This is a genomic window from Bradyrhizobium sp. CCBAU 53338, assembly GCF_015291665.1.
Taxonomy (GTDB): Bacteria; Pseudomonadota; Alphaproteobacteria; order Rhizobiales; family Xanthobacteraceae; genus Bradyrhizobium.
Window position 1 is genome coordinate 1298133 of sequence record NZ_CP030048.1, and the last position, 24858, is coordinate 1322990.

General features: G+C 65.1%; 27 protein-coding genes and 1 tRNA gene. 17 read left to right on the forward strand and 11 right to left on the reverse strand.

Annotation, left to right across the window (positions count from 1 at the left end):
- Positions 1 to 161 precede the first annotated feature (161 nt).
- From XH90_RS06280 to XH90_RS06315, 8 genes are all read right to left on the reverse strand, one after another.
- Positions 162 to 1547, reverse strand: coding sequence for a sigma-54-dependent Fis family transcriptional regulator (locus tag XH90_RS06280; protein WP_194479719.1), 1386 nt, complete (start codon positions 1545 to 1547; stop codon positions 162 to 164).
- A gap of 50 nt (positions 1548 to 1597) precedes the next feature.
- Entirely contained in the window at positions 1598 to 1948 is a 351-nt protein-coding gene (gene fliN, locus XH90_RS06285) for a flagellar motor switch protein FliN (RefSeq protein ID WP_194479720.1), read from the reverse strand.
- A 3-nt stretch (positions 1949 to 1951) separates the two neighbouring features.
- The gene (locus XH90_RS06290) at positions 1952 to 2572 is read right to left on the reverse strand and encodes a FliH/SctL family protein (protein WP_194479721.1); all 621 of its coding nucleotides are present in this window, start codon (positions 2570 to 2572) and stop codon (positions 1952 to 1954) included.
- Positions 2572 to 3666, reverse strand: a complete 1095-nt coding sequence (gene fliG / locus XH90_RS06295) for a flagellar motor switch protein FliG (protein ID WP_194479722.1) — start codon at positions 3664 to 3666, stop codon at positions 2572 to 2574. The genes XH90_RS06290 and fliG overlap by 1 nt, the downstream gene beginning before the upstream one ends.
- Positions 3667 to 3680: 14 nt before the next feature.
- Positions 3681 to 5297, reverse strand: a complete 1617-nt coding sequence (gene fliF / locus XH90_RS06300; protein ID WP_194479723.1) for a flagellar basal-body MS-ring/collar protein FliF — start codon at positions 5295 to 5297, stop codon at positions 3681 to 3683.
- A gap of 182 nt (positions 5298 to 5479) precedes the next feature.
- Positions 5480 to 5755: a DUF1153 domain-containing protein gene (locus tag XH90_RS06305; protein ID WP_002714638.1), complete on the reverse strand. Its 276-nt coding sequence runs from the start codon at positions 5753 to 5755 to the stop codon at positions 5480 to 5482.
- Between the two features lie 273 nt (positions 5756 to 6028).
- On the reverse strand, positions 6029 to 6739 hold the full coding sequence (locus XH90_RS06310; protein ID WP_194479724.1) for a flagellar hook assembly protein FlgD: 711 nt from the start codon (positions 6737 to 6739) through the stop codon (positions 6029 to 6031).
- Between the two features lie 13 nt (positions 6740 to 6752).
- Positions 6753 to 8390, reverse strand: a complete 1638-nt coding sequence (locus tag XH90_RS06315) for a flagellar hook-length control protein FliK (RefSeq protein WP_194479725.1) — start codon at positions 8388 to 8390, stop codon at positions 6753 to 6755.
- A gap of 359 nt (positions 8391 to 8749) precedes the next feature.
- Here XH90_RS06315 and mnmA point away from each other — a divergent pair, with 359 nt between their 5' ends.
- The 5 genes from mnmA to XH90_RS06340 all read left to right on the forward strand — a co-directional run bounded on the left by mnmA (position 8750) and on the right by XH90_RS06340 (position 11926).
- Entirely contained in the window at positions 8750 to 9931 is a 1182-nt protein-coding gene (gene mnmA, locus XH90_RS06320; protein ID WP_194479726.1) for a tRNA 2-thiouridine(34) synthase MnmA, read from the forward strand.
- 81 nt (positions 9932 to 10012) lie between these two features.
- The gene (locus XH90_RS06325; protein WP_194479727.1) at positions 10013 to 10651 is read left to right on the forward strand and encodes a class I SAM-dependent methyltransferase; all 639 of its coding nucleotides are present in this window, start codon (positions 10013 to 10015) and stop codon (positions 10649 to 10651) included.
- A gap of 44 nt (positions 10652 to 10695) precedes the next feature.
- Positions 10696 to 11061: a hypothetical protein gene (locus XH90_RS06330; RefSeq protein WP_194479728.1), complete on the forward strand. Its 366-nt coding sequence runs from the start codon at positions 10696 to 10698 to the stop codon at positions 11059 to 11061.
- Between the two features lie 249 nt (positions 11062 to 11310).
- Positions 11311 to 11387, forward strand: a tRNA-Met gene (locus XH90_RS06335).
- A gap of 137 nt (positions 11388 to 11524) precedes the next feature.
- The gene (locus tag XH90_RS06340; RefSeq protein WP_194479729.1) at positions 11525 to 11926 is read left to right on the forward strand and encodes a VOC family protein; all 402 of its coding nucleotides are present in this window, start codon (positions 11525 to 11527) and stop codon (positions 11924 to 11926) included.
- A 246-nt stretch (positions 11927 to 12172) separates the two neighbouring features.
- Here XH90_RS06340 and XH90_RS06345 read toward each other — a convergent pair whose 3' ends face one another.
- Positions 12173 to 13156 carry a zinc-dependent alcohol dehydrogenase family protein gene (locus tag XH90_RS06345; protein ID WP_194479730.1) on the reverse strand — a complete coding sequence of 328 codons (984 nt, stop codon included), beginning with the start codon at positions 13154 to 13156 and terminating at the stop codon, positions 12173 to 12175.
- A gap of 687 nt (positions 13157 to 13843) precedes the next feature.
- Between XH90_RS06345 and XH90_RS06350 the strand changes: the two genes are divergently transcribed.
- The 12 genes from XH90_RS06350 to dhaK all read left to right on the forward strand — a co-directional run bounded on the left by XH90_RS06350 (position 13844) and on the right by dhaK (position 23859).
- Complete coding sequence (locus XH90_RS06350) at positions 13844 to 15178, forward strand: ABC transporter substrate-binding protein (RefSeq protein WP_371748325.1); 1335 nt, start codon at positions 13844 to 13846, stop codon at positions 15176 to 15178.
- 101 nt (positions 15179 to 15279) lie between these two features.
- A complete protein-coding gene (locus XH90_RS06355; RefSeq protein WP_194479732.1) occupies positions 15280 to 16239 on the forward strand; it encodes a carbohydrate ABC transporter permease in 960 nt (319 codons plus the stop codon).
- On the forward strand, positions 16236 to 17189 hold the full coding sequence (locus XH90_RS06360; RefSeq protein WP_194479733.1) for a carbohydrate ABC transporter permease: 954 nt from the start codon (positions 16236 to 16238) through the stop codon (positions 17187 to 17189). Before XH90_RS06355 ends, XH90_RS06360 begins: the two co-directional genes overlap by 4 nt.
- The gene (locus XH90_RS06365; RefSeq protein WP_194479734.1) at positions 17186 to 17398 is read left to right on the forward strand and encodes a hypothetical protein; all 213 of its coding nucleotides are present in this window, start codon (positions 17186 to 17188) and stop codon (positions 17396 to 17398) included. Before XH90_RS06360 ends, XH90_RS06365 begins: the two co-directional genes overlap by 4 nt.
- A 5-nt stretch (positions 17399 to 17403) precedes the next feature.
- Positions 17404 to 18501: an ABC transporter ATP-binding protein gene (locus XH90_RS06370; RefSeq protein WP_194479735.1), complete on the forward strand. Its 1098-nt coding sequence runs from the start codon at positions 17404 to 17406 to the stop codon at positions 18499 to 18501.
- A complete protein-coding gene (locus XH90_RS06375) occupies positions 18494 to 19501 on the forward strand; it encodes an ABC transporter ATP-binding protein (protein ID WP_194479736.1) in 1008 nt (335 codons plus the stop codon). The genes XH90_RS06370 and XH90_RS06375 overlap by 8 nt, the downstream gene beginning before the upstream one ends.
- A complete protein-coding gene (dhaL, locus tag XH90_RS06380; RefSeq protein ID WP_194479737.1) occupies positions 19498 to 20112 on the forward strand; it encodes a dihydroxyacetone kinase subunit DhaL in 615 nt (204 codons plus the stop codon). Before XH90_RS06375 ends, dhaL begins: the two co-directional genes overlap by 4 nt.
- Positions 20109 to 20495, forward strand: a complete 387-nt coding sequence (gene dhaM / locus XH90_RS06385) for a dihydroxyacetone kinase phosphoryl donor subunit DhaM (RefSeq protein WP_194479738.1) — start codon at positions 20109 to 20111, stop codon at positions 20493 to 20495. Before dhaL ends, dhaM begins: the two co-directional genes overlap by 4 nt.
- On the forward strand, positions 20488 to 20802 hold the full coding sequence (locus XH90_RS06390; protein ID WP_194479739.1) for an HPr family phosphocarrier protein: 315 nt from the start codon (positions 20488 to 20490) through the stop codon (positions 20800 to 20802). Before dhaM ends, XH90_RS06390 begins: the two co-directional genes overlap by 8 nt.
- Positions 20803 to 20806: 4 nt before the next feature.
- Entirely contained in the window at positions 20807 to 22405 is a 1599-nt protein-coding gene (gene ptsP, locus XH90_RS06395) for a phosphoenolpyruvate--protein phosphotransferase (RefSeq protein WP_246755699.1), read from the forward strand.
- The gene (locus XH90_RS06400) at positions 22402 to 22833 is read left to right on the forward strand and encodes a hypothetical protein (protein ID WP_194479741.1); all 432 of its coding nucleotides are present in this window, start codon (positions 22402 to 22404) and stop codon (positions 22831 to 22833) included. Before ptsP ends, XH90_RS06400 begins: the two co-directional genes overlap by 4 nt.
- Before the next feature lie 36 nt (positions 22834 to 22869).
- On the forward strand, positions 22870 to 23859 hold the full coding sequence (gene dhaK, locus XH90_RS06405) for a dihydroxyacetone kinase subunit DhaK (RefSeq protein ID WP_194479742.1): 990 nt from the start codon (positions 22870 to 22872) through the stop codon (positions 23857 to 23859).
- Between the two features lie 181 nt (positions 23860 to 24040).
- On the opposite strand, the gene XH90_RS06410 is transcribed toward dhaK, so the two are convergent.
- Positions 24041 to 24340 (reverse strand): hypothetical protein, encoded by a 300-nt coding sequence (locus XH90_RS06410; protein WP_194479743.1) that lies wholly within the window; start codon positions 24338 to 24340, stop codon positions 24041 to 24043.
- A gap of 39 nt (positions 24341 to 24379) precedes the next feature.
- Entirely contained in the window at positions 24380 to 24850 is a 471-nt protein-coding gene (locus tag XH90_RS06415) for a DUF302 domain-containing protein (protein WP_194479744.1), read from the reverse strand.
- Positions 24851 to 24858: the final 8 nt, after the last annotated feature.

A 24858-nucleotide genomic window follows, 5' to 3' on the forward strand; every position in this document is an offset into this window, starting at 1 on the left:
CTCGCGAGCGGTTATAGGGCCTGGCGCGACGGCGACCTAGTCGCCGAATGCGGTGCGGCCATGTTCACCGATGTCGTCCCGGCGCACGCGGGGTGGCCCCCAAAAGAGAATGCCCGGGACTGAGCCCGGGCATTCGCATCCTCTCGATGTCGGCTGGGGCCTCACGCCCCGACCATCGGCATCCGCGGATATTCACCCGGCGTGCCGGCCGGCGTGATCGGGATGCCGCCGTCGGCGTATTCGTTCAGCTTGTTGCGCAGCGTGCGGATCGAGATGCCGAGGATATTGGCGGCATGGGTCCGGTTGCCGAGGCAGTGCTTGAGCGTCTCCAGGATCAGATCGCGCTCGACGTCGGCGACGGTGCGTCCCACCAGGGCGCGCGTCACCTGCTCGGCGGCCATGGTGGCGTGCGCCACGGCCGGCGCGGTCTTGGCGAGGTCGAGGCGGTCGCCGTCGGGGGTGAGGATCGCGTCGGGTCCGATCTCGTCGCCCTGCGCCATCAGCACCGCACGGTGCATGGTGTTTTCGAGCTCGCGGACGTTGCCCTGCCAGCGGTTGGTGGAGAGCACGCGTTTGGCTTCCGCCGAAATCGGGCGCATCGGCACGCCGTTGGCCTCGGCGTACTTCTTCACGAAATGCTGGGCGAGCTCCATGATGTCGGCGGGACGCTCGCGCAGCGGAGGGATCTTCAGATTCACGACGTTGAGGCGGAACAGCAGGTCCTCGCGGAACGTGCCTTCGCGCACGGCCTCCGCCAGGTTGCGGTTCGAGGTCGCGATGATGCGGATGTCGACCGGCACCGGCTTGGTGCCGCCGACGCGGTCGATCACGCGCTCCTGGATGGCGCGCAGCAGCTTCGATTGCAGGCGGACGTCCATCTCGGAGATTTCGTCCAGCAGCAGCGTGCCGCCGGTGGCTTCCTCGAACTTGCCGATGCGGCGGGCGATCGCGCCGGTGAAGGCACCCTTCTCGTGGCCGAACAGCTCGGACTCCAGGAGATGCTCGGGGATCGCGGCGCAGTTGATCGAGATGAACGGGCGTTTGGCGCGGGCCGAGCGGGTATGGACGTAGCGGGCCAGCACTTCCTTGCCCGTGCCGGATTCGCCGGTGATCATCACCGAGGCATCGGAGCCGGCGATCTGCTGCGCCAGCTTGATGACGCGCGCCATGGCGTCGTCGCGATAGACCAGCTCGCGGGAATCGTTGGCGACGGCGGCGAGCACCGCGGCGATCAGCTCCGGCTCCGGCGGCAGCGGGATGTATTCCTTGGCGCCGGCGTGGATCGCGGCGACCGCGGCGCGGGCGTCGTTGGTGATGCCGCAGGCGACGATCGGGGCGTGGATGTGCTCGGCCTCGAGCCGCATCACGAGGTCGCGGATGTCGAGGGCAACGTCGACCAGCAGGAGGTCGGCGCCCTTGCCGCCGCGCAGCACGCGCATCGCCTGCTCGTGATCCTCGGCGTGGGTCACGGTGGCGCCGTTGTCCATCGCGATCTTGGTGGCGGTGGTGAGCTGGCCCTTCAATGTGCCAACGATGAGAAGCCGCATGTGAGTCTCCTGTCCGTCTGTTCGCGCTGCCGCGCTCTATCTCTGTGGCGCTAGCTGCGTTCGGTCTTGATGATTTCGGTCATGGTCACGCCGAGCTTGTCCTCGACGAGGACGACTTCGCCGCGGGCGACGAGCTTGTTGTTGACGTAGATGTCGATGGCCTCGCCGACGCGGCGGTCGAGCTCGAGCACGGTGCCGGGTCCGAGCTTGAGGAGCTCGCCGACATCCATCTTGGAGCGGCCGAGCACCGCCGAGACCTGCACCGGTACGTCGAAGACGGCTTCGAGGTCGGCGGCGACGCGCGCCGCATATTCGTCCTCGTTGTAGCCGATGTCGGCGCCTGCAGGCGGCAGCGGGCCGTTGAGATCGGGCAGCGGGACCTGTCCGTCGTTCTCGCTCATGGCTTAGTTCCCCTTGCGGGACGCGATATAGCGTCCGACCATGTCGTCGATCTTGGCCGCGATGGCGTTGCGCTCCAGCACGACGCCGCCATCGGCCCATTCGATCCGGCAGTCGCCGGTGGCAATCTCGGGCTCGGCCAGGATCACCAGCCGTCCTTCGAACCCGCTCTGCTTGGCGAGCCGCTCGATCTTTTCGCGGGCGCTGTCGTAGAGCGCGTCGTTGATGCGGACGACGAGATGCGGCGTCGCGACCAGATGCGAGAAGCAGTCCTTGACCAGCCCCATGATCTCGCCGAGCGGCTCGGCGGCGACGAGGTCGGCGCACAGCTTGCGGGCCACGGCGACCGCGACGTCGACCGCCTCGGTCTCCATCTTGGTCTCGATGTTGCCGATGCCGGATGCAATGCCCCGGATCGAGATGTTGATCTCTTCCATCGCGAGCGCGACGCGGCGGTCGCTCTCGGCCTTGGCTTCGCGCTGGCCGGCGGCAAAGCCGTCCTGATAGGCGCGCGCTTCGGCTTCCGCGACCTTCTGCGCGATCTCGGCCGCGCTCGCGCCCTTCTCGCGCGCCCGGTCGGGCGCGGCGAAGTCGGTATCGAACAGGAATTTGGCCGGAGCGCCCATCAATACACCAGTTCGTCGTCAGCGCGGTTCTTGGTCAGCATGATCTCGCCCTTGGCGGCGAGGTCCTTGGCGAGGTTGACCAGCAGCGCCTGGGCCTCGTCGACGTCGCGCAGGCGCACCGGGCCCATCGCGGCCATGTCGTCCTGCAGCATCTTGGCGGCGCGCGAGGACATGTTGCCGAAGAAGAAGTTGCGGACGTCCTCGTTGGCGCTCTTCAGCGCCACGCCGAGCTTGTCCTTGTCCACGTTGCGCATCAGGGTCTGCGCCGAGCCGGAATCGAGCTTCACGAGATCGTCGAATGTGAACATCAGCGCCTTGATGCGTTCGGCCGATTCCCGGTTCTCTTCTTCCAGCGAGGTGATGAAGCGGGTTTCGGTCTGGCGGTCGAAATTGTTGAAGATCTCAGCCATCACCTCGTGGGCGTCGCGGCGGCGGGTCTGCGACAGGTTGGACATGAATTCGGTGCGCAGCGTCTTCTCAACGCTCTCGATCACCTCCTTCTGCACCGCCTCCATCTTCAGCATGCGATTGACGACGTCGAGTGCGAGATCCTCGGGGAAGATGCCGAGCACGCGCGCGGCATGCTCCGGCTTCAGCTTCGACAGCACCACGGCGATGGTCTGCGGATATTCGTTCTTGAGGTAGTTGGCGAGCACCTCTTCCTGCACGTTGGAGAGCTTCTCCCACATGTTGCGGCCGGCGGGGCCGCGGATCTCGTCCATGATGCCGTTGACGCGCTCGGGCGCCAGATATTGCTGGAGCAGGCGCTCGGTGGCGTCGAAATTGCCCATCAGCGCGCCCGAGGCCGACATGCGCGAGACGAATTCGAGCAGCATGTCCTCGACCGTGTCGACCTCGACGGTGCCGAGCGTCGACATTTCCAGCGAGAGCTGGCGCACCTCGTCGTCGTCGAGCAGGCCCCAGATCTTGCCGCCATACTGCTCGCCGAGCGCCAGCATCAGGATCGCGGCGCGCTTCGGCCCCGAGAGCGCTTCCTGCTTGGTGCCGGGCGCGCGGCTGCCGGCGCGCTGACCGAGCGTGGAGATCACGCTGGTGATGTCGTTCGAGTTTGCGTTCTGCAGACTGGCGGCCATGTCAGTTCACTCGATCATTTCGCGGGTTCGGTCAGCCACTGACGGATGATGGCGACGGTTTCGTTGGGATTGCGCTCGGCGAGTTCGCCGACGCGATGAACGGACTGGGCGTGGACCTGGCCCTGGATGGTGGCGACGTCGATCGCGCTGGCGGCGCCGCTCGGGATAAGCGCCTGGCCGCCGGCAGCCGGCGCGGCTTCGTCCGAAGCGGCAGGGCCGGCGAGGACGCCGGTGATGGCGGCGGCGACTTCGTCGGAGGCGAGGATGCGCTTCACCAGCGGGCGGATCACCATGAACATCACGACCAGGCCGAGCAGCATCATCACGCCGAGCTCGACGAAATACATGATGTCGTCCTTGGTGAACTGAAGCATGCCAAGGAAGCCGGAGGGCTCGGTGATCGGGGCGGTGGAGGGGGCGTCGGCGAAGCGCAAATTTACGACCTCGACCTGGTCGCCGCGCTTCTGGTCGAAGCCGATCGCCGAGCGCACCAGGGTGGCGATGCGGTCGAGCTGCTCCTTGCTGCGGTCGGTGTAGGCGAGCTCGCCCTTGTCGTTCTTGGTGTAGATGCCGTCCACCAGGACCGCGACCGAGATGCGGTTGACCCGGCCGGCCTCGGTCACCTCGGTCTTGGTGGTGCGGGAGATCTCGTAGTTGTTGGTCTCTTCGGTCTTCTTGCTCTGGTCCTTCGCCGCGACGCCGCTGTTCTGCTGCTGGCCGGGGAGCTCGTTGTTGACCGTGACCTGGCCGTTGTTGTCGGCGGTCATGCTCTGCTCTTCGCGGGTCTGGGTCGAGCGCAGCACGCGGCCCTCGGGATCGAACTTGTCCGAGGTCTGGGTGATCTTGTTGAAGTCGAAATCGGCGGAGAGCTGGACGCGGGCGCGGCCCGAGCCGACCACGGAGGAGACGATGTCCTCGACCTGCTTGCGCAGCCGCTTTTCGAAGGCGATGCGCCGGTCGTCGCCTGCGGCCTGCTCCGGATCGGTGGCGGCGCCGTCGGCGAGCAGCTGGCCGGCCTCGTCCACGATCGAGACCCGCTGCGGCTTCAGGCCGTTGACGGCGGACGCGACGAGGTGGCGGATGGCGCGGATCTGTTGGGGTTCGAGCGAGCCGCGGACCCTCACCACGATCGAGGCCGACGGCTCCGGCGCCTCGCGCGCGAACAGCGGACGCTCGGGCAGCACGAGGTGAACGCGGGCAGCCTGGATCCGGTCGATGGCGCGGATGGTGCGGGCGAGCTCGCCCTCCAGCGCGCGCAAATGGTTGATATTCTGGACGAAGGACGTGGTGCCGAGCGCGTCCGACTTGTCGAAGACCTCGTAGCCGACGCCGCCGCCCTTGGGCAGGCCGCCCTCGGCGAGCTTCATGCGCAGGCGCGTGACCTTGTCCTTGGGCACCATGATGACGCTGCCGTCATTGCGCAGCTCGTACTGGATGCCCTGGCGGTCCAGGTCCTTGATGATGCTGGAGGAATCCTCCATGCTGAGGTCGGTGAACAGCGTCGTCATCTGCGGCGTGGTGACGCGCATGATGACGAACGCAAAGAAGCCGATGAGCGCGGCGGTGACCGCGATCATCGCCCCGAACCGGGCGGCGCCGATACCCTTTAAGAAGTCCGCAAGACCTTGCAAGCAACCGCCCCGACAGATTCGGCTGCTTTCACTGGAAAGGCCGAGTGGGCAATTATTGCCTAGGTGATGGTTTCGATATGGTTAACGAAGGTTAAGAGCTGGGACAAAAGTAGCGACATGAAAAAAATCGGCCTCGCAGGGCGAGACCGATTTTCGTCAAAGGCAGCAGATTTCCGGATTGCTTACTGGCGATATTGCTGAATGCGGGTGGTGCGAAGACCCGCCAGACCATGCTGGTCGATGGAAAACTGCCAGGAGAGGAATTCGTCGACCGTCAGGGTATAACGGCTGCAGGCCTCCTCGAGCGAGAGAAGTCCACCGCGGACGGCGGCAACGACTTCGGCCTTGCGTCGGATGACCCAGCGTTTGGTGCCGGGGGCGGGCAGATCTGCAATCGTCAGCGGACTGCCGTCCGGCCCGATGACGTATTTTACCCTCGGGCGATGGGGTTCTGTCATGGCGTACTCACAAACTCTCAACCACTGAACTCACGCCGTAACCCTAACCGTGCCGGCTTAAAAATCCGCTAAGCCTAAGGCTTCAATACAATTCTCGTTGAAACTGGCTGGAACGACGCGGGCCCGGCGGGCTGAAAACACTGTTGCAGCCGGCCGAGCGGGGGTCTTCGTAAATACTTTACTAACGCCGAACGACATTTGGCGGGGCAGCACGAGCCCAGGAACTCTGATCCACCTCTCCCCGCTGGGAGAGGTGGCGGACCGAGGCAAGCCTTAGTTGCTGCTCGTCGCGATGATGCTCTTTACCTGGCTCAGCGTGTAGCTGTTGCCGTCGATCGAGAGCAGCGGCGGCGACTGGGTCAGGTCGACGGAATTCACCACGCCCTGCACCTGCGCGGCGATGCCGACACTGTTGCCGGAGGCGTCCTTGCCGGTCGCCGAGATCGTGTATTTGCCGTCCGGCCATTGCGTGCCGTCATTGCCCTGGCCGTTCCAGGTGAAGGGAATGTCGCTGCCGGCGCCCGCGGTGTATTTGCCTGTGAACACGGTCTGGCCGCTGGAATTGGCGATGGAGATGTCGACCGTGGCGCTGGTGGGTACGTTGAGGTGCCAGGTCGCCGACGAGCTCGTCATGGTCGCGGTGGTGCCGTCGACCACGGCAGTCTTGCCGACGAAGCCGAGCGCCTGGGTCGCCTGCGTGGTCTGCTGCAAGGTGACGAGCTGCGACAGCGAGTCGTTGGTCTTGAGCTGCTGCTCGACGCCGGCGAACTGCACCAGCTGCTGGGTGAACTGGTTGGTGTCGAGCGGATCGAGCGGGTTCTGGTTCTGGAGCTGCGTGGTCAGCAGCGTCAAAAACGTCTGGAAATTGCCGGCGAGCGTCGCGCCGGTGGACGAGCTGAGGCTCGAGCTCGACGAGGAGGATGACGAGGTCGGCGTCGTGCCTGACACGACTGACGGTGCGGTGGCGGCATTCGTGGTGGTCATTGCCTGATACTCCTCACACTCTGATATCGACGCCGCTGCTCGCTCCGAGCATGCGGCCATAGCTGCGGCTGACGGGCGCGGTCGCGGCCTGATCGTCCTCGCTGACGATCAGGCGGCGGGAATTGCCGGAATTGTCGTTGTTCTGGCCGGTGTTTTGCCCCGACGAATTCTGGTCGCGCAGGCTGAAGGAGAGCCCGTTGCTGCCGGTCTTGAGGCCGGCGTCGTCGAGCGCACGCTGCAATTGCGGGGCGTCCTGCCGCAGCATCTGCAGCGTCTCCGGCTTCTCGACGGTGAGATGCGAGGTGACCTGGCCGTTACGATCGACGTTGATACGGACGTCGATGCGGCCGAGATCGATCGGATCGAGGCTGATGTCGAAGCGCGTCTTGCCGGCGCGTGCGGCGGCCGCGATCTCGACCGGGATGCCGCTGATCGGCACGGCATTCGGGTTGGCCAGGGTCGCGGTGAGTGTCGCGGTGGAAGCAGTAGCCGCCGACGTCGTGGTGGTCAGCGGCGCCTGCACGGCGTTGGCGGCCTGCGCGCTGGCGTCGGTCGTCGCAGCGGCAACCGCTTGCGTGTCGGCATGAGCATGCGTGGTCGGCGCGGCCGGCGTCGCATCAGTGGTGCGATCGGTGGAAGCGGCCTTCGCATCGGCGGCAGCGCTATCTGCCTGAGGCTTGGCGGTTTGCGGATGCGCGGCGGCATTGGTCGCCGTCGTCACGGTCGCGGGATTTTGCGCGGCGGTCGTGGCCTGCCCTGTCTTGCCGCCGTCCTGGCCGATATTGGAGACGTCGGTCTGGCCCTGCGTTGTTACGGCGGCCTTGAACGACGTTTTCGGCGTGCCCTGATCGACCGTGGTGAGCTGCGCGGCGTTTGCCGTGGCATCGGTTGCGGTGGCATCGGCGCTCGCAGTCGCGCCGTCGATGAGCGCAGCCTTCGCGTCGGTAGTCTTGGCATCGCCGGACTTCGCCGTCTTGCCGGTCGCGTCCGTCTTGGCACCTGATATCTGCGCCGCGGTGGAAGCGCTGGCGGCGATGCCGGCCGCCGCGATCGTCAACGGCGAGGAGGCGGTGTTGGCGGCGGCCTGGTTCGCCGCAGCATTCGGATCGACCGGCACAACGGGCGCGGCGACGGGAACGGCGGTCGGATCGGGCGTCGCCGCCGGTGCTGCGGCAGCCTGCGCGGCGGCTGAGGCATCCACCGCGGCGGCGAGGCCGTCGGTGCTGTCGGTCTTGTCGCTCTTGGTGCTGTCGGACTTGTCGTCCGACTTGCCGGCGGAGGCGTCAGCCTTGTCCTTGGTCTTGCCATCAGCCTTGGTCGGGCCGGCCGGCGTGTCGCTGGTGGTGGTCGTCGTCGCGGAATCGGTGCTGTCGTTCGCCTTGCTCTGCGAGGAGGAGTCGGCCGCGGAACTGTCGCGCGTGCTCCGGTCCGACGAAGAAGAGGAGGACGGCGACGAGGAATCAGTCCGCCGCGGAGCTGGGTCCTGGGTCGAGGACGAGGCGCTGTTGCTGATGGCCTGGGTGTTGCTGTCGACCAGCGCGCCGAAGGAGTCGCTCGGGGTCGTGTCCTTGGTGCTCTGCGACCGGGCAGGCTTCTGCTGCGTGCTGGAAACCTGCGCGCTTGCCGCTACGTCTGACGTACCACCGACCACAGGCGACCCCTTGAAAACATCTGCGGGTCAGGAGGTCAGCAAGGAGCGGGCCAAACCTGCTTGATCGATCTTTTTTCATCAAAATCAAATAGTTAAGGAATCTTGCGCGCCGCCCCAAGCCCTCTCAAAACCCCGTCATTTCTGCCGCCCCGGCAAGAATTGCCCTAAAGCTTGGGGCGGGCATGATTGCTTCACCGGAATGCCGCCTATATTAAAGGGTGCTCTCAGCCGCTTTCGACCGGGCCAGCCAGTGCCCCGAGGGAACCTAAGGGTTCCCGGGGACTACTGACGTCCCGGTCCAAGAGACCGGGGAGCGCATCAGGAATCGCGGATTTCCGCCGTTACGTCAGCTTAGGCCCATGCTCAACAGTCTGGATCTCGAAGGCCGTCCCGAGGATACCAGGGTCGTCGTAGCCATGTCGGGCGGCGTCGACTCCTCGACCACGGCTGCGCTGTTGAAGGCCGAGGGCTACGACGTCGTCGGCATCACGCTGCAGCTCTACGACCATGGCGCGGCGACCCACCGCAAGGGCGCCTGCTGCGCCGGCCAGGACATCCACGACGCCCGCGACGTCGCGGCCAAGCTCTGCATTCCCCATTACGTGCTCGATTACGAAGACCGCTTCCGCGAGTCCGTCATCGACAACTTTGCGGACTCCTACGCGCTCGGCGAAACGCCGGTGCCGTGCATCGAGTGCAACCGCTCGGTCAAATTCCGCGACCTGCTCAAGACCGCGCGCGAACTCGGCGCCCAGGCGCTCGCCACCGGCCATTACGTTGCCTCGCGCCGCCGCGACGACGGCTCGCGCGCGCTGGTTTGCGCCGCCGACAGCGACCGCGACCAGAGCTACTTCCTGTTCGCGACCACGCAAGAGCAACTCGACTTCCTGCGCTTTCCGCTCGGCGACATGACCAAGCCCGAGACGCGCGAGCTCGCGCGTCGGTTTGGCCTCTCCGTCGCCGACAAGCATGACAGCCAGGACATCTGCTTCGTGCCGACGGGCCGCTACACCGACATCATCACGCGACTGCGTCCGAACGCGATGGACCCCGGCGACATCGTCGATCTCGACGGCCGCGTGCTCGGCCAGCATCACGGCATCGCCAATTTCACCGTCGGCCAGCGCCGCGGTCTCGGCATCGCCGCCAGTGCACCCCTGTTCGTGGTGCGGCTGGACGCCGCCAATCGCCGCGTCGTCGTCGGCCCGCGCGATGCGCTGAAGATGCACCGCATCGCACTTCGCGATGTCAACTGGATCGGCGGCGGCGACATCGATCGTGCGGTTGGCTCTGGTCTCGAGCTGTTTGTCCGCGTGCGCTCGACCCGCGCGCCGCAGCCGGCCTGGCTGCGCGGCGCTGACGGTCACTATGAGGTCGAGCTCGTCGCCGGCGAAGAGGGCGTCTCACCCGGCCAGGCCTGCGTATTTTATGACGCGCCCTCAGGGCAGGCGCGCGTGCTCGGCGGCGGCTTCATCCAGAGCGCTGCGGCGAAGACCGGCGCAGCCACGTCGCACCCGCTCGCGGAAGCCGTCCGCGGCTGATCATCATGAGATCTGGCGCAACCGGTCGGGCTGGGTTCACCTCTCCCCGACGGGGAAAGGTGAAGTAAGGGGCTGGGGGGCATGGCAGCAGACATCTCGCGGGCGGGGGTCGAGAAGGCCTATGGCCGCTGGGCGCCGGTCTATGATCTCGTGTTCGGCAAGGTGTTCGACGCCGGCAGGCAGTCGACCATCGCCGAGGCCGACCGCATCGGCGGCCGCATCCTCGACGTCGGCGTCGGCACCGGTCTTTCACTCTCCGATTATTCGCGCACCACGAAGATCTGCGGCGTCGATATTTCCGAGCCGATGCTGCGCAAGGCGCAACAACGCGTGCGGGCCCTACGCCTCTCCAATGTCGAAGTGCTCTCGGTGATGGACGCGAAGAACCTCGCGTTCCCCGACGCCTCGTTCGATGCGGTGGTCGCGCAATATGTCATCACCGCGGTGCCCGATCCCGAAGGTACGCTCGACGAGTTCGTGCGCGTGCTCAAGCCCGGCGGCGAGCTGATCCTGGTCAACCACATCGGCGCCGAGAGCGGCCCGCGCAAGCTGTTCGAGCTGGCCTTCGCGCCGATCGCCCGCCGCCTCGGCTGGCGCCCGGAATTCCCCTGGGACCGCCTCGTCACCTGGGCCGCCAGGCACGGCGGCGTCACGCTGACCGAACGCCGCCCCATGCCGCCGATGGGCCATTTCTCGCTGATCCGCTACCACAAATCGTAATCTTCGAGGCGGAACACCAGCCGTCGCTCGTGCGTTTCCTTTCCATGCGCACGACATCAAACATCATTCTGGCCAGCCTCGTGATCGCAGCCTCCGGCGCCGCAATCGCGCAGGCGCCGCCGCGACCAGCGACGCCGCCGCAAGCGACCGCGCCGCCATCCCCACAGCACACGGCCGACTGCATGCCGCAGGACCGCCCGAACCGCGCAACCGCGCCCGACGGCACCACCACCACCGGGCAATCGAGGGAACCGCTCGGCGACAAATTGGCAAAGTCCGACGGCGTGCTTTGCCCGCCATCAGGCGTCGATCCCGACATGCACGCCCCCGCGCCGAGCACGGACGGCAACATGCCCATCATCCCGCCCCCGGGCAGCCCCGGCGGCGACCCCACGGTCAAACCGAAATAAGAGGTTTCTTCCTTCGCCTCTCCCCGCCTGCGGGGAGAAGCCGGAAATCCGCGGGAGAGGCGGATTCCGGGTGAGGGGGACTCTCCCCGAGTCTGGTGCGCGAAAATTGGCGAGTTCGGCCCCAAACGGTGCGATTTCGTCCCCGAAATCACCCCGGCAATCGCGCCCACTCAGCTTGACTTCCCATCGCCCCCTTCTTTATATGCCGCGCGTTCGCGAGATCGGCCGTTTCGGCCCTCGCGACCCTGTGGCGGGGTAGCTCAGCTGGTTAGAGCACGGGAATCATAATCCTGGGGTCGGGGGTTCGAGTCCCTCCCCCGCTACCAATCATCTCCCCGAGTTCCCATTTGATGGTGCAGTAGACCTCAGCCGGTCCTGATGCAGGACGCCGCGTCAATTTGAATTGCGCGTCGCCTGTGGTGTTGAGGCAAAGCGCGCCGTAGGCGGAGGGAGTGGGGACGACATGGTCGATGGCCTGCCAAGCGAAGTCGAAGTCATCACGCTGTTCGTCGACGACATCGCGTCGTCGAAGGCGTTCTACGCCAAGGTTTTCGCAGCCGAGACCGTCTGGGCGGATGACGTCTCGTCCGTGCTGAAATTCGGCGGCCTGCTGATCAACCTTCTCGACGCATCCCGGGCGCCTCAGCTCATAGAGCCATTGCCGGTCGGGCCATCGTCCGCAGGGGCCCGCGCGCTGTTGACGATCAGGGTCGCTGACGTCGATGCGGTCTGCGCCGCCCTTCGGGCGGTTGGAGTCGACCTGCTCAATGGGCCGATCGACCGTCCATGGGGACGCCGAACCGCGGCTTTCGCCGACCCGTCGGGTCATGTCTGGGAGATGGCTCAGCTGATTAAGCGGACGTAAGTCGTTGAATGGGGAATGCGCTTGCAAAGCCCATCATTTCTCGTCCGCGGACGGAACGTTGATCGGTTTCGCTGCGCTACGAGCTCATATCAATGGCGCTCTGACTCTGGTCGCTCATCTAGTGGTCGGGCAATGTTGGAAACGTGCGCCGCTACGGCCCCCCGCATGGAACGATCGACGTGCCGTCCATTTCACGGAGTGCGGGTGTTAGGCACGTCGTACCGCGCTCGAGCTGTGACAACTTCGTCAAGGCTGCAGCACGGCAGCACCGACCAACCTACCATCTTTCAAGGCGGCGAGCGCTTCGTTGGCTTTCCTCAGCGGAAATACCGTCGTATGTGTCCGAATGTCAGCCTTCGCGGCGGCGTCCAGGAAATCGATGCCGTTCTTGCGCGTCAGATTTGCAACTGAAATGATCTGCCGCTCTCCCCAAAGGATATTGTAAGGGAACGCCGGAATGTCGGACATGTGAATGCCCGCGCACACGACGCGGCCACCTTTCCGCACCGCGCGCAGCGCAAGGGGCACCAATTCCCCGACGGGAGCGTAGATGATGGCAGCATCGAGCTCGATGGGCGGCCTCTCCTCGGAACCGCCAGCCCATTCTGCGCCGAGCAAACGTGCAAGCCGCTGTGCCTCCTGATCGCAACTGCGTGTGAAAGCGTAAACGGTTCTCCCTTGGGAGCGCGCCAGTTGCGCTACAATGTGGCCGGCAGCGCCGAAGCCGTAGATGCCGAGCGCTTTACCGTCGCCCGCCATCACAAGGGACCGCCATCCGATCAACCCGGCGCAGAGTAGCGGTGCCAAGGCAACGTCGTCGCCGTGCTCGCCGAGGGCAAAGCAGTATCGGGCATCTGCGACGAGGTGGCTGGCGAACCCGCCGTCACGCGTGTAGCCCGTGAATTTGGGGCGATCGCAGAGGTTTTCCTTGTCCGAGCGGCAATAGAAGCATTCGCCGCAGGTGTGGCCAAGCCAGGGGACGCCGACGCGCATGCCGAGTACCAGGTCCTTGACGCCTGATCCAATCGCTTCGATGCGTCCGACGACCTCGTGCCCCGGAACGATCGGATAGGATATATCTGGTAACTCACCATCGACGACGTGCAGATCGGTTCGGCAAACACCGCAGGCGCCGACCTTGACGCGAACCTCACCGGGGCCGGGCACGGGGTCAGCTCGTTGCTGGAGCACCAGCGGCGCGCCGCGCGCGGAGAGAACCATGGCGTGCATGTCGTAATAGTCCGCAAATGGTAGCGTCGAGGCAAGTCAGCCCGGACCATCGACATTGTGCGCTTCCCGCCAAGGATAGGCAATTCGGTCCGACCGACGACCAGCAAGTCTCTTCTGAAGTTTCTGTCGGGCGAAACACCTCGCACCCGTCAACCCTTCCCCAAAAATATTCTACTTTACCGAATTTCGGAAATATCGTATGATACGCTCAGGTGGAACGACAAAGCAAAGCTCGGGCGAAATCAGTCGCGAGAGCGCATCGCCGCGTCTGTCGCCTCGGCCGAACCTTCGGCGGACAAGTCGCTCGCACGGCAATGACGATGGGACGAGAGTGTGAGACACGCTCTTCTCGCAAGTCCCTCAGCGGCCATCGCCTGCATCTCCCCCAAAACATCTCGTTGCAACCGGCCCGAACACCCTGAGCGACGCCGAACGCCGCGTTCGCGACCGCGTCGGCGCGCCTGTCGGCGACCTCCCAATTCCGCTTGCAATGTTTAGTAATTGGTGTTTCACTAAACAAATCGAGCCTGCCGGGCCTGTAGAATCCGGGTGGCGCGAGGAAACACCAGTTTAGTTACTCAGCTCGTCATGGACTGTGTCGCTCTGCTCGAAGCATTCGAGCGGGTAGGAAAGCCGCGCCATGTCGATGGCCGGCCCACTCGGAGGGAACGTGTAATGAAACGAACGATGAAGACGCTTGTCGTGGCATGCGGGGCCGTTGCCGCCGCGCTCAGTGTCGGAGCGGGCACCACGCCCGCGCAGGCGCAGGGCAAGACCATCACGCTGTGCTGGGCCGCATGGGACCCCGCCAACGCTTTGGTCGAATTGTCGAAGGACTTCACCGCCAAATCGGGTATCGGTATGAAGTTCGAATTCGTGCCGTGGACCAATTACGCCGATCGCTTCCTGAACGAACTCAATTCGCACGGCTCGCTGTGCGACCTCATCATCGGCGACTCGCAATGGATTGGCGGCGCCGCGGAGAACGGCCAGTACGTCAAGCTCAACGATTTCTTCAAGAAGGAAGGAATCAGCATGGACGACTACATGCCGGCGACGGTGGTCGGCTATTCCGAATGGCCCAAGAACACGCCGAACTACTGGGCGCTGCCGGCGATGGGCGATGCGGTCGGCTGGACCTATCGCAAGGACTGGTTCGCGCGGCCGGACGTGCAGAAGGACTTCAAGGCCAAGTACGGCCGCGAGATCGGCGTGCCGAAGACGCTCGCCGAGCTCAAGGACATCGCGCAATTCTTCCAGGGCCGCGAGATCGACGGCAAGAAGGTCTATGGCGCCTCGATCTACACCGAGCGTGGCTCGGAGGGCATCACCATGGGCGTGTCGAACTACCTCTACGACTACGGCTTCAAATACGACGACCCGAAGAAGCCCTATGCGATGGACGGGTTCGTGAACTCGGCCAGCGCGGTGAAGGGGCTCGAAGCCTACAAGGATCTCTACAAGTGCTGCACGCCGCCTGGCGCCTCCAACTCCTACATGTCGGAGGGGCTTGATGCCTTCAAGTCCGGCCAGGTCGCGCTGCAGATGAACTTCTTCGCCTTCTTTCCGGGCCTCTACAAGGACCCGAATGTCGGCGGCGACAAGATCGGCTTCTTCGTCAATCCGGCCGGTCCTGCCGGGCAGGCGACGCAACTCGGCGGACAGGGCATCTCGGTGGTCTCCTACTCGAAGAACCAGGCCGAGGCGCTGCAATACATCAAGTGGTTCTCCGGCGGCGACGTCCAGAAGAAGTGGTGGGCGCTCGGCGGCTATTCCTGCGCCAAGTCCGTGCTGAACGACCCGAGCTTTCCGAACAGCGCGCCCTTCGCCAAGGAGTTCCTGCAATCGATGGGCATGGTCGTCGACTTCTGGGCCGAGCCCTCCTACGCCCAGCTTCTGCAAGCCGAGCAGAAGCGCGTGCATGACTACGTGGTGGCCGACAAGGGCACCGCGCAGGAATCGCTCGACGGTCTGGTGAAGGACTGGAAGGCGATCTTCAAGGAAGACGGCAAGAAGTTCTGAAGCAAGCTGTCCGGAGCGCGTGCGCTCGCGCTCCGGACTTTCCTTCGAGACGACCGGATATGTCGCATCGTCGACACCGGGTGCCAGGATCGGTCGACGCAATGAACGAATTGAGTGCCTCTTCGCAGATCACCTATCGGGCCGTCATGGTCCGGCCAGGCGTGGCGCGTCGCATCCGGGGCCTCTCGGACAGGACGCTCGCCTGGCTCTTCATCACGCCGACGATCGTGCTGCTGCTGGCGATCAACATCTTCCCGCTGCTCTGGACGATCTATCTGTCGTTCACGAATTACCGCGCCAACCGGGCCAACGTGCCGACGATCTGGCTCGGCACCGACTGGTACCAGTCGATCCTGACCGATCCCGACATCTGGGCGGCGATGCAGGTCACCGCGCATTTCGTGATCTGGACCGTGCTGATCGAGACCGTCCTGGGATTTGGCCTCGCCTATCTGATCGACAAGAAGTTCCGCGGGCACGGATTATGGACCACGATCATCCTGCTGCCGATGATGCTGTCGCCCGCCGTCGTCGGCAATTTCTGGACGTTCCTCTACCAGCCGCAGATCGGACTGTTCAATTACGTCGTCGCCTTCTTCACCGGCCGCGCCGCCTCGTCGTTCCAGATGCTGGGCGACGTCACGCTGAGCCCCTGGGCCATCGTCATCGTCGATGCCTGGATGTGGACACCTTACGTGATGCTGATTTGTCTCGCCGGCCTGCGCTCGATCCCTGACTACATCTACGAGGCCGCCGAGGTCGATCGCGCGTCGAAATGGCGGCAGTTCTGGTCGATCACGCTGCCGATGGCGCTGCCGTTCATCATGCTGGCGGTGCTGTTCCGCGGCATCGAGAATTTCAAGATGTTCGACATGGTCAATCTGCTCACCGGCGGCGGACCGGGATCGACCACGGAAGTTGCCTCGATCACGCTCAAGCGGGCGGCGTTCGAGAGCTGGCGCACCGGCTATTCCTCGGCCTTCGCGATCATCCTGTTCGTGACGGTCTTCGGTCTCGCCAACATCTATGTGAAGGCGCTGAACAAGGTAAAGAGCCGATGACCTCAGCCACCACAGCCCATTCCGTCGTCGAGCCGTCGGCCACGACACGGCGCTTTGCCGGCTCGCTCGTCGTGCTCTACGCCATCATCACCATGATCCCGCTGGTCTGGATCATGCTCACCGCGTTCAAGTCGCCCGACGATGCGATCTCCTATCCGCCCAAGGTGATGTTCAAGCCGTCGCTCGAAGGCTTCTGCAATTTGTTCACGACCCGCTCGCGCCAGACGCCGGAATTCATCCGCTCGCTGGGGCCGCCGCAGGGACTTTGCGACAGCATCGCGCGCGACCGCAACATGGTGGTCGCCGGTCCCTCGAACTATGTGCCGCGCTTCGTCAACTCGCTGATCATCGCGTTCGGTTCGACCGTGCTTGCGGTCGCCTTGGGGACCTTGTCGGCTTACGGCTTCTCGCGGTTCCGCGTGCCACTGAAGGACGATCTGCTGTTCTTCATCCTGTCGACCCGGATGATGCCGCCGATCGCGGTCGCGATCCCGATCTATCTGATGTACCGCACCATCGGTTTGTCGGACACCAGGCTCGGAATGATCCTGCTCTACACCTCGGTGAACGTTTCGCTGGCGGTCTGGCTGCTCAAGGGCTTCATCGACGAAATCCCGCGCGAGTATGAGGAGGCGGCGATGATCGACGGCTATACGCGCTTCCAGGCCTTCGTGAAGGTGGTGCTGCCGCAGGCCACCACGGGAATCGCGGCGACCGCGATCTTCTGCCTGATCTTCGCCTGGAACGAATACGCCTTCGCGGTGCTTCTCACCTCGGGCAATGCGCAGACCGCGCCGCCGTTCATTCCGATCATCATCGGCGAGGGCGGACAGGACTGGCCCGCAGTGGCCGCCGGCACGACGCTGTTCCTGGTCCCGATCGTGGTGTTCACGGTTCTTCTCCGCAAGCATCTGCTGCGCGGCATTACCTTCGGAGCCGTTCGCAAATGAGTGTCGATCTCACCCCAACCATCACGCGCCGCGGTCTTGCAGATCGCCTTCTGCGCCGCGGCCCGCTCGAAGCCATCGCGACGACGATCATCGCCGCCGGTGTCGTGATGCTGATGCAGCCATTGTCTTTAACGTTGTATTCCTGGTCATTTGCGACGACCCTGTTCGGCACGGTGATGTTCACCATCGTGTCCAAGGTCCGGGAGTAGGCGCGATGGCGCAGATCAAGGTCGAGGCGCTCGACAAATCCTTCGGGACGTTTCATGCGGTGAAGTCCGCCAGCTTCACGGTGGAGGACGGCCAGTTCCTCTGCCTGCTCGGACCTTCCGGTTGCGGCAAGACGACGACGCTCCGCATGATCGCCGGCCTGGAGCTGCCGACATCAGGCACTATCCGGCTCGACGGCGAGGACGTTACGATGAACCGCGCCTCGGCGCGCGACATCGCCTTCGTGTTCCAGCTGTTCGCGCTCTATCCGCACATGAATGTCCGGCGCAACATCGGCTTTCCCTTGAAATGCGAGGGCATCAGTGCGGCCGAATGCGACCGGCGCGTCGTCGAGGCAGCGCGCATCCTGCGGATTTCGCACCTGCTTGACCGCTCCGTCTCCGGCCTTGCCGGCGGCGATCGGCAGCGCGTCGCGCTCGGGCGGGCGATCGTGCGCAAGCCAAAATGCTTCTTGATGGACGAGCCGCTCGGCGCGCTGGATACCGAGATGCGCGAGGCCATGATCCACGAGTTGCGGGCCCTGCATGACCGGCTCGGAGCAACGACCGTCTATGTCACCCATGACCAGCTCGAAGCCATGGCGATGGCCGACAGGATCGCGGTGATGAACAATGGCGTCGTCGAGCAGGTCGCGAGCCCGCGCGATATCTATGACCGGCCCGCTTCGCTGTTCGTTGCCGACTTCATCGGCTCGCCGCCGATGAATTTCCTGCCGTTCCGCGGCGGTTTGCAGGCCGGCGCAGAGGCAATCCGGCTCGGCGAGCGGGATGTCGCCATTCCTGCCGCGCGCGAGGACATGGCGGAAAGCGAGCTCGTGCTCGGGGTGCGGCCCGAGCATGTGCGCTTCACCGATCGCGGCATGGTGCGCGGTGAGGTCTATGGCACCGAATATCTCGGCACGACGCAGATCGTGACCGTGACGACGCATTACGGCGCGCTCAAGGCCCGCTCACCCAGCAGCCGAGCGTTCCGGACCGGCGAGACCGTCGGGCTCGACTTCCGGCCCGATACGCTGTCGATCTTCGACAAGGCATCCGGCCGGGCCATACGCACCGCGCTGCATGAAGGAGGCGCGCATGGCTGAAGTCGAGATCATCTCCGTCTCCAAGGCGTTCGGCAAGACGCAGGCCCTGAGCGATCTGTCGCTGACCATCGGCGACGGCGAGTTCGTCGCATTGCTCGGGCCGACTGGTGCCGGCAAGACCACGGCGTTGCGCCTGATCGCTGGATTGGGGCAGCCGGACTCTGGCTCGATCCGCATCGACGGGCGCAACGTGACAGGCGACGCTCCGGCGGACCGCGACGTTGCCTTTGTCTTCCAGCAATACTCGCTGTATCCGCACCTCACCGTGTTCGAGAACATGGCCTTCGCGCTGCGTGCGCCGACGCGCCGCGTGCCCGAAGCTGATATTCGCGCGAAGGTACAGGAGGTGGCGCGGCTGCTTCATATCGAGACCAAGCTGGACAACAAGGCGACGCAGCTGTCGGGCGGGCAGATGCAGCGCGTCGCGATCGGCCGGGCGCTGGTCCGTTCGCCCTCGATCTATCTGATGGACGAGCCGCTCTCCTCGCTGGATGCCAAGCTGCGCGGCGAGCTGCGTCTCGAACTCAAGCGGATCCAGGTGGATCTCGGCGCGACGATCCTCTATGTCACCCACGATCAGACCGAGGCGATGACCATGGCCTCGCGCATCGGCGTGATCGAAGGCGGACGGTTGATGCAGATCGGCACGCCGCGGGAGATCTACGAGAACCCGGTCAACGCGCATGTTGCGGCGCGACTGGGCCAGCCGGTGATCAATCTGCTGCCGGCAGGCCTGTTCGGCGGCGCGCCCAATGGCGCCGAGACCATCGGCGCGCGGACCGAGCACTTGACGATCGCGCGCGGCGGCGGCGACGTCTCAGCGACCGTCAAGCGGGTCGAGCATCTCGGCGACCAGAGCCATCTTCATCTCGACCTCGCCGGCCGGCCGGTCGTGACCCTGGCGGATCCCGAGGCGGGCTTTGGCGCGGGAGACGTCGTGTCGCTCCGGCTCAACAAACCGCTGTTTTTCGATGCGAAGGGCTGGAGGGTAGCGGCATGAGCCTCGATCGGGTAGCCAGGGAAAGATTGGTACGGGCGCTGGCAGCGTCAGTGATCGAACACGCGGACGAGTTGACGAGCCTCGACCAGGCGATTGGCGATGGGGATCACGGGCTGAACATGAAGCGCGGTTTCGAGGCGGTGCTGACCGCACTGCCGGGCCTTGCCGACAAGTCGCTCCCGGACATGCTGAAAGCGATCGGAATGACGTTGGTGATGAAGGTCGGCGGAGCTTCCGGGCCGTTGGTCGGAACTTTCTTCATGGAACTGGGCAAGGCCCTTCCGGAGCAGCCGAGCAGAGTCGATTTGGTCGCGGCGACGGAGAAGGCGATCGAGGCCGTCAAGGCGCGCGGCCGATCCGAGGCGGGGCAGAAGACATTGCTGGATGTCCTGGTGCCGGTGCAGGCCGTGCTGGCTGATGGCGGCGATGCCAGGGCCATCGCGGCCGAGGCTGTGCAAGCGGCCGATCGCACCACGCCGATGCTGGCGATTCGCGGTCGCGCCTCGTTTCTGGGCGAACGTTCCATCGGTCATATGGATCCGGGCTCGCGCTCGGCGTCGCTTCTGATCGGCGCAGCAGTCGAGACACTGGAGTTCGAGGTCAATACATGAGCAACGTCGGAATTGTCATCGTATCGCATTCGCCCAAGATCGCGGAAGGCGCGGCCGATATGGTGCGCCAGATGGTCGGAAACGCCGTGCCGCTGGCCTGGACCGGCGGCGATGTCGACGGTGGGCTCGGTACCAACGTCGCAGGGATTCTCGAAGCGATCGAGACGGCCTGGTCGCCGGCAGGCGTCGCGATCCTCGTCGATCTCGGCGGTGCCGAGACCAATTCGGAGATGGCGGTCGAGATGCTGCCCGAAGACCGGCGCGCGCGCGTGCTGGTCTGCAATGCCCCCGTGGTCGAGGGGGCTGTGATCGCGGCGACGGAGTCTTCAGGCGGCTCATCGCTCGCTGCCGTCAAGCGCAGTGCGGAGGAATTCTATGCATGATGCCAACGCCAACCGGGCGGCCCAGACGTTTGCGCCGCTGACCGCCTCGGCGGTCCTCGTCAATCCGGTCGGCCTGCACGCGCGGCCATCGGTGAAGCTCACGCAACTGGCAAAGGGCTTTGCCGCGAAGATCGAAATCGCGCTTGCGGCCGAGGGACCCTGGACCGACGCCAAGAGCCCGGTGAAGGTGATGCGCGTGAAGGCGCCGCAAGGTGCAACGCTGCATTTCCGTATCACAGGCCCCGACGGCGAGGCGGCGCTCGCGGCCATGCTTGCGCTGGTGCATGACGGTTTCGGCGAGGCGTAGAATCGTGGGCGAGATCCATCTCACCGGTCATCCCGCTTCGCCCGGCCTCGCTATCGGCCCGGTCGCCGTGCTGACGACCGAAGTGGCGAGCAGGACGACGAAGGGCGATCCCGCACAGGAGGCCGCGGCGCTGAAGGCGGCGATCGAAGGGGCCGCCGCGGACCTCGCCGAACTGATCGCGACGGTTCATGGCGAGGCTGCGGAGATCCTTGAATTCCAGGTCGCGATGCTCGGTGACGACGCGCTTGCGGAGGGGGCTTACGAAGCTGTTGCGGGCGGCACGGCTGCCGATGAGGCCTGGCGCGCAGCGCTCGACGTCGAGATCGCCGGTTATCGCGCTGCGGACGAGGAATATTTTCGGGCGCGCGCCGCGGATCTCGTCGACATTCGCGATCGCGTGCTCGCGGCGCTGAACGGCGCGGATGCGAACGCAAAGATCTCCGGCGACTCCGTCGTCACGGGTAACGATATTTCGCCCTCGACGTTCCTGGCCGTCGACTGGACCCGTGGCGGCGCCATTGCGCTCGCCAGCGGATCGCCGTCCTCGCACGTCGCGATGCTGGCGCGATCGCGCGGCGCTCCCATGGTGGTTGGACTGGGTCCGCTGCCGTGGAACGGACAACCGCCGTCACTGGCGCTGGTCGACGGCGACACCGGCACCGTGATCTTCGATCCAAAACCTGAAACGCGCCGTCTGTTCGAGCACCGCATGGCGGAAGCGAATGCCGCCCAGATTGCCGCCGACGCCGGTCGCCTCAAGCCGGCGGCGACGGCTGATGGCCGACGTATCGCCGTTCTTCTCAATGTCGCAGCGCCCGAAGATCTCGCGGGTCTTGATGCTGCCATCTGCGACGGCATTGGCCTGGTGCGGACGGAGTTTCTGTTCGAGGGGTCGAGAGGCCTGCCCGGCGAGGATGCGCAATACGCGGTCTACCGCCGCATTCTCGAATGGGCCGCGGGGCGGCCGGTGACGATCCGCACCCTCGATGCCGGCGGCGACAAGCCGATTGCCGGTTTGACGATCGACAGCGAGCGCAATCCGTTCCTCGGCCTCCGTGGTATCAGACTCTCGCTGGCGCGGCCGGACGTGTTTCGCATGCAGTTGCGGGCGTTGTGCCGTACGGCCGTGCATGGGGCGCTGAAGGTGATGCTGCCGATGGTCGCGGTTCCCGCGGAGCTCGACCGTGCCAACGCCATGCTGGACGCGGAGTTTACGGCCCTGACGGCACTGGGCGTCGCCTGCGCCCGGCCGCCGCTCGGCATCATGGTCGAGGTGCCATCAGCCGCGTTATGTGCAGAAGACTTCGGCGCAGCGTTCTATTCCATCGGGTCGAACGACCTGACGCAATACACAATGGCGGCGGCTCGCGATATCGGCGCCGTCGCCGACCTCAACGATGCCGGTCATCCTGCGGTGCTGGCACTGATTGCGCGGACGGTCGAGGCTGGACGCAAGCGCGGCGTCGAGGTCTCGCTCTGCGGCGATGCGGCGGCGGATACGCGCTTGACGAACGCGCTGCTGGCGACGGGCTTGACGACTCTCTCGGTCTCGCCGATTGCGGTGGCCAGGCTCAAGGCCGCCATCGCCGGGGTGACTGCATGACGGATGACAAAGACGAAGACACGAGCCGGCCGGGCGACAGCAACGTCGCCGACTACAAGCTCATCCTGCGCCGAGCGCTCGACAACCGGCCGTCCGGGACGCGGCTGAAGCTCGCGGCGGCGCTCGGAAAGAACCGCTCTTTCGTCAGCCAGATCACCAATCCGGCCTATCTGGTTCCGATCCCGGCCAAGCATGTCGCGATCATCTTCGATGTCTGCCATCTCTCCGCCACCGAGCGAGCGGCCTTCCTCGAAGCTTATGGGCGCGCCCATCCGGGACGGCTGCGCGGGGCGCATCGCGAGGCGCGCACGCGCGTCGTCACCGTGACCGTGCCCGATCTCGGCGACGACAAGAAAAATCGCGCGCTGGAGCAGCTCATCGTCGACTTCGCTGCCCAACTCGCGCGCTACGCCGAAAGCATCGGCTGACGCATTCGAAACGCAAGAGAATACCGGGAGGACGCCATGAAAAAGCTGATCAACAGCGCCGACACGGTGCTCGAAGAGAGTCTCGACGGATTGGCGGCTGCCCATGCCGATATCCTGCTGCTCGGTGCTGACAGGAAGTTCGTGCGCCGCCGTAGCGTGAAGCCGGGCAAGGTCGCGCTCATCTCGGGCGGCGGCTCCGGCCATGAACCGCTCCATGCCGGCTTTGTCGGCCACGGTATGCTCGATGCCGCCTGTCCGGGCCAGGTCTTCACCTCGCCGACGCCGGATCAGATGATCGAGGCGGCTGAGGCCGTCGACACCGGGGCTGGCGTGCTCTTCATCGTCAAGAATTACGAAGGCGATGTGATGAATTTCACCATGGCCGCCGAGATGGCCGGGCGCGAGGTCGCGAGCGTGGTGACCAATGACGACGTCGCGGTCGAGAAGTCGACCTACACGACGGGGCGTCGCGGCGTCGCGGGAACGCTGATCGTGGAAAAGATGGTCGGCGCCGCGGCCGAAAAGGGCATGCCGCTCGCTGCGCTCAAGACGCTCGGCGATGACGTCAACAGGCGCACCCGCTCGATGGGCGTGGCGTTGCTGCCGTGCACCGTTCCGGCGGCGGGCCGGCCGAACTTCACCCTGGCCGACAACGAAATGGAAATGGGCGTCGGTATTCACGGCGAACCGGGTCGCCGCAGGGTGCCGTTGGCGCCTGCTGATGCGATTGCGTCCGAGATGCTCAGCGCGATCCTGGGCGATCTCGGTCCGAGCAAAGGCAGCGAAGTCCTGCTTCTCGTCAACGGGTTCGGCGCGACGCCCCTGATCGAGCTCTATCTGATGGCCAACAGCGCCAAGCGCATTCTCGATGGAGCGGGGATCGCGGCGACGCGTTTCCTGACCGGTTCCTACGTGACGTCCCTCGACATGGCCGGCGCCTCGATCACCGTCTCGGTGCTCGATGACCAGTCCAGGCAATTGTGGGACGCGCCGGTGCATACCGCCGCGCTACGCTGGCGGATGTGATCGAATCCTCAGGTGCGGATCACGAAGCCCGTGGCGAGGTGATTGCGCATGAAATAGATCATCGCGATTCCCGGCACGAGGGCGATGACGGTCATCGCCATGACGAGGCCTAAATCGGTGGGGAAGCGCGAACAGCGCGGCGGGCCAGTTCCGCGCGGCAATCATGTGTCGTCAGACCCGGTCAGCGTCCATCGTCCGGATCGCTCTCCGCTTCAGGGACCAGTACCGCCGGCTCATCGTAGCCCTTGCGGCTGCTGTAGAACACCAGCGCCATCAGGCCGGCGCCGACGACCAGCGAGAACACCACGCCGAGTACCAGCGCGACATAGCCCGCTTCCGGCACCTTGGTGTCCGTGCTGGTCCAGCCGAGATAGCCGAGCATGCAGGCGGCAAGGAGCAGGGCAGACAGCACCGCGATGACGAGCCATCTTGCGTGCTTGCCGCCTTCGGGGCGAGACGACTGAGTATCGGTGCTGGTCATTGACGTCTCCTCGCACACGATTGGTGAACGGCCGCCGTGCTATGGCGTGGCGGCCTTGGTTGCGATCGCATGCAGCGCGCCAGTCATCGCGGTGACGGCGGCCTTGGCTTGTTCACCGACGCCGTGACGACCGGCGAGATAGGCCGGATCGTTGTAGGACAGCCAGGTCGTGCCCTGGTCGTCCTGCCAGACCAGCGCCTTCAGCGGCAGGTCGATGCCCACGGTCTGTGCCTGCTGCATCAACGGCGTGCCGCCCTTGGCGTTGCCGAAGACGAGGAGATCGGTCGGACGCAGCTTCAGCTCGACAGCGGCCGCACCCGCGGCGTGGTCGACATGGGCGAACACCGTGAGGCCCCTGGCCTTCACCTCGGCCTCGAGCCGCTTCATCGTGTCCTCGGGTCCAAAGCTGCTCTTGATGGTGATGAGTCCGTCGGTGGCCATTGCCTGCGTCTCCCATGAACATACCGTTGCGACCAGAGCGAGAATCCTGATCAGTGCGGGAAGCCTCATGATCCCAG

Excerpts from the sequence above, each read along its gene's own strand:
- XH90_RS06280 (WP_194479719.1), bottom strand. The coding sequence starts at position 1,547 with ATGCGGCTTCTCATCGTTGGCACATTGAAGGGCCAGCTCACCACCGCC.
- fliN (WP_194479720.1), bottom strand. The coding sequence starts at position 1,948 with ATGAGCGAGAACGACGGACAGGTCCCGCTGCCCGATCTCAACGGCCCG.
- XH90_RS06290 (WP_194479721.1), bottom strand. The coding sequence starts at position 2,572 with ATGGGCGCTCCGGCCAAATTCCTGTTCGATACCGACTTCGCCGCGCCC.
- fliG (WP_194479722.1), bottom strand. The coding sequence starts at position 3,666 with ATGGCCGCCAGTCTGCAGAACGCAAACTCGAACGACATCACCAGCGTG.
- XH90_RS06305 (WP_002714638.1), bottom strand. The coding sequence starts at position 5,755 with ATGACAGAACCCCATCGCCCGAGGGTAAAATACGTCATCGGGCCGGAC.
- XH90_RS06310 (WP_194479724.1), bottom strand. The coding sequence starts at position 6,739 with ATGACCACCACGAATGCCGCCACCGCACCGTCAGTCGTGTCAGGCACG.
- mnmA (WP_194479726.1), top strand. The coding sequence starts at position 8,750 with ATGCTCAACAGTCTGGATCTCGAAGGCCGTCCCGAGGATACCAGGGTC.
- XH90_RS06325 (WP_194479727.1), top strand. The coding sequence starts at position 10,013 with ATGGCAGCAGACATCTCGCGGGCGGGGGTCGAGAAGGCCTATGGCCGC.
- XH90_RS06330 (WP_194479728.1), top strand. The coding sequence starts at position 10,696 with ATGCGCACGACATCAAACATCATTCTGGCCAGCCTCGTGATCGCAGCC.
- XH90_RS06340 (WP_194479729.1), top strand. The coding sequence starts at position 11,525 with ATGGTCGATGGCCTGCCAAGCGAAGTCGAAGTCATCACGCTGTTCGTC.
- XH90_RS06345 (WP_194479730.1), bottom strand. The coding sequence starts at position 13,156 with ATGCACGCCATGGTTCTCTCCGCGCGCGGCGCGCCGCTGGTGCTCCAG.
- XH90_RS06350 (WP_371748325.1), top strand. The coding sequence starts at position 13,844 with ATGAAGACGCTTGTCGTGGCATGCGGGGCCGTTGCCGCCGCGCTCAGT.
- XH90_RS06355 (WP_194479732.1), top strand. The coding sequence starts at position 15,280 with ATGAACGAATTGAGTGCCTCTTCGCAGATCACCTATCGGGCCGTCATG.
- XH90_RS06360 (WP_194479733.1), top strand. The coding sequence starts at position 16,236 with ATGACCTCAGCCACCACAGCCCATTCCGTCGTCGAGCCGTCGGCCACG.
- XH90_RS06365 (WP_194479734.1), top strand. The coding sequence starts at position 17,186 with ATGAGTGTCGATCTCACCCCAACCATCACGCGCCGCGGTCTTGCAGAT.
- XH90_RS06370 (WP_194479735.1), top strand. The coding sequence starts at position 17,404 with ATGGCGCAGATCAAGGTCGAGGCGCTCGACAAATCCTTCGGGACGTTT.
- XH90_RS06375 (WP_194479736.1), top strand. The coding sequence starts at position 18,494 with ATGGCTGAAGTCGAGATCATCTCCGTCTCCAAGGCGTTCGGCAAGACG.
- dhaL (WP_194479737.1), top strand. The coding sequence starts at position 19,498 with ATGAGCCTCGATCGGGTAGCCAGGGAAAGATTGGTACGGGCGCTGGCA.
- dhaM (WP_194479738.1), top strand. The coding sequence starts at position 20,109 with ATGAGCAACGTCGGAATTGTCATCGTATCGCATTCGCCCAAGATCGCG.
- XH90_RS06390 (WP_194479739.1), top strand. The coding sequence starts at position 20,488 with ATGCATGATGCCAACGCCAACCGGGCGGCCCAGACGTTTGCGCCGCTG.
- XH90_RS06400 (WP_194479741.1), top strand. The coding sequence starts at position 22,402 with ATGACGGATGACAAAGACGAAGACACGAGCCGGCCGGGCGACAGCAAC.
- dhaK (WP_194479742.1), top strand. The coding sequence starts at position 22,870 with ATGAAAAAGCTGATCAACAGCGCCGACACGGTGCTCGAAGAGAGTCTC.
- XH90_RS06410 (WP_194479743.1), bottom strand. The coding sequence starts at position 24,340 with ATGACCAGCACCGATACTCAGTCGTCTCGCCCCGAAGGCGGCAAGCAC.
- XH90_RS06415 (WP_194479744.1), bottom strand. The coding sequence starts at position 24,850 with ATGAGGCTTCCCGCACTGATCAGGATTCTCGCTCTGGTCGCAACGGTA.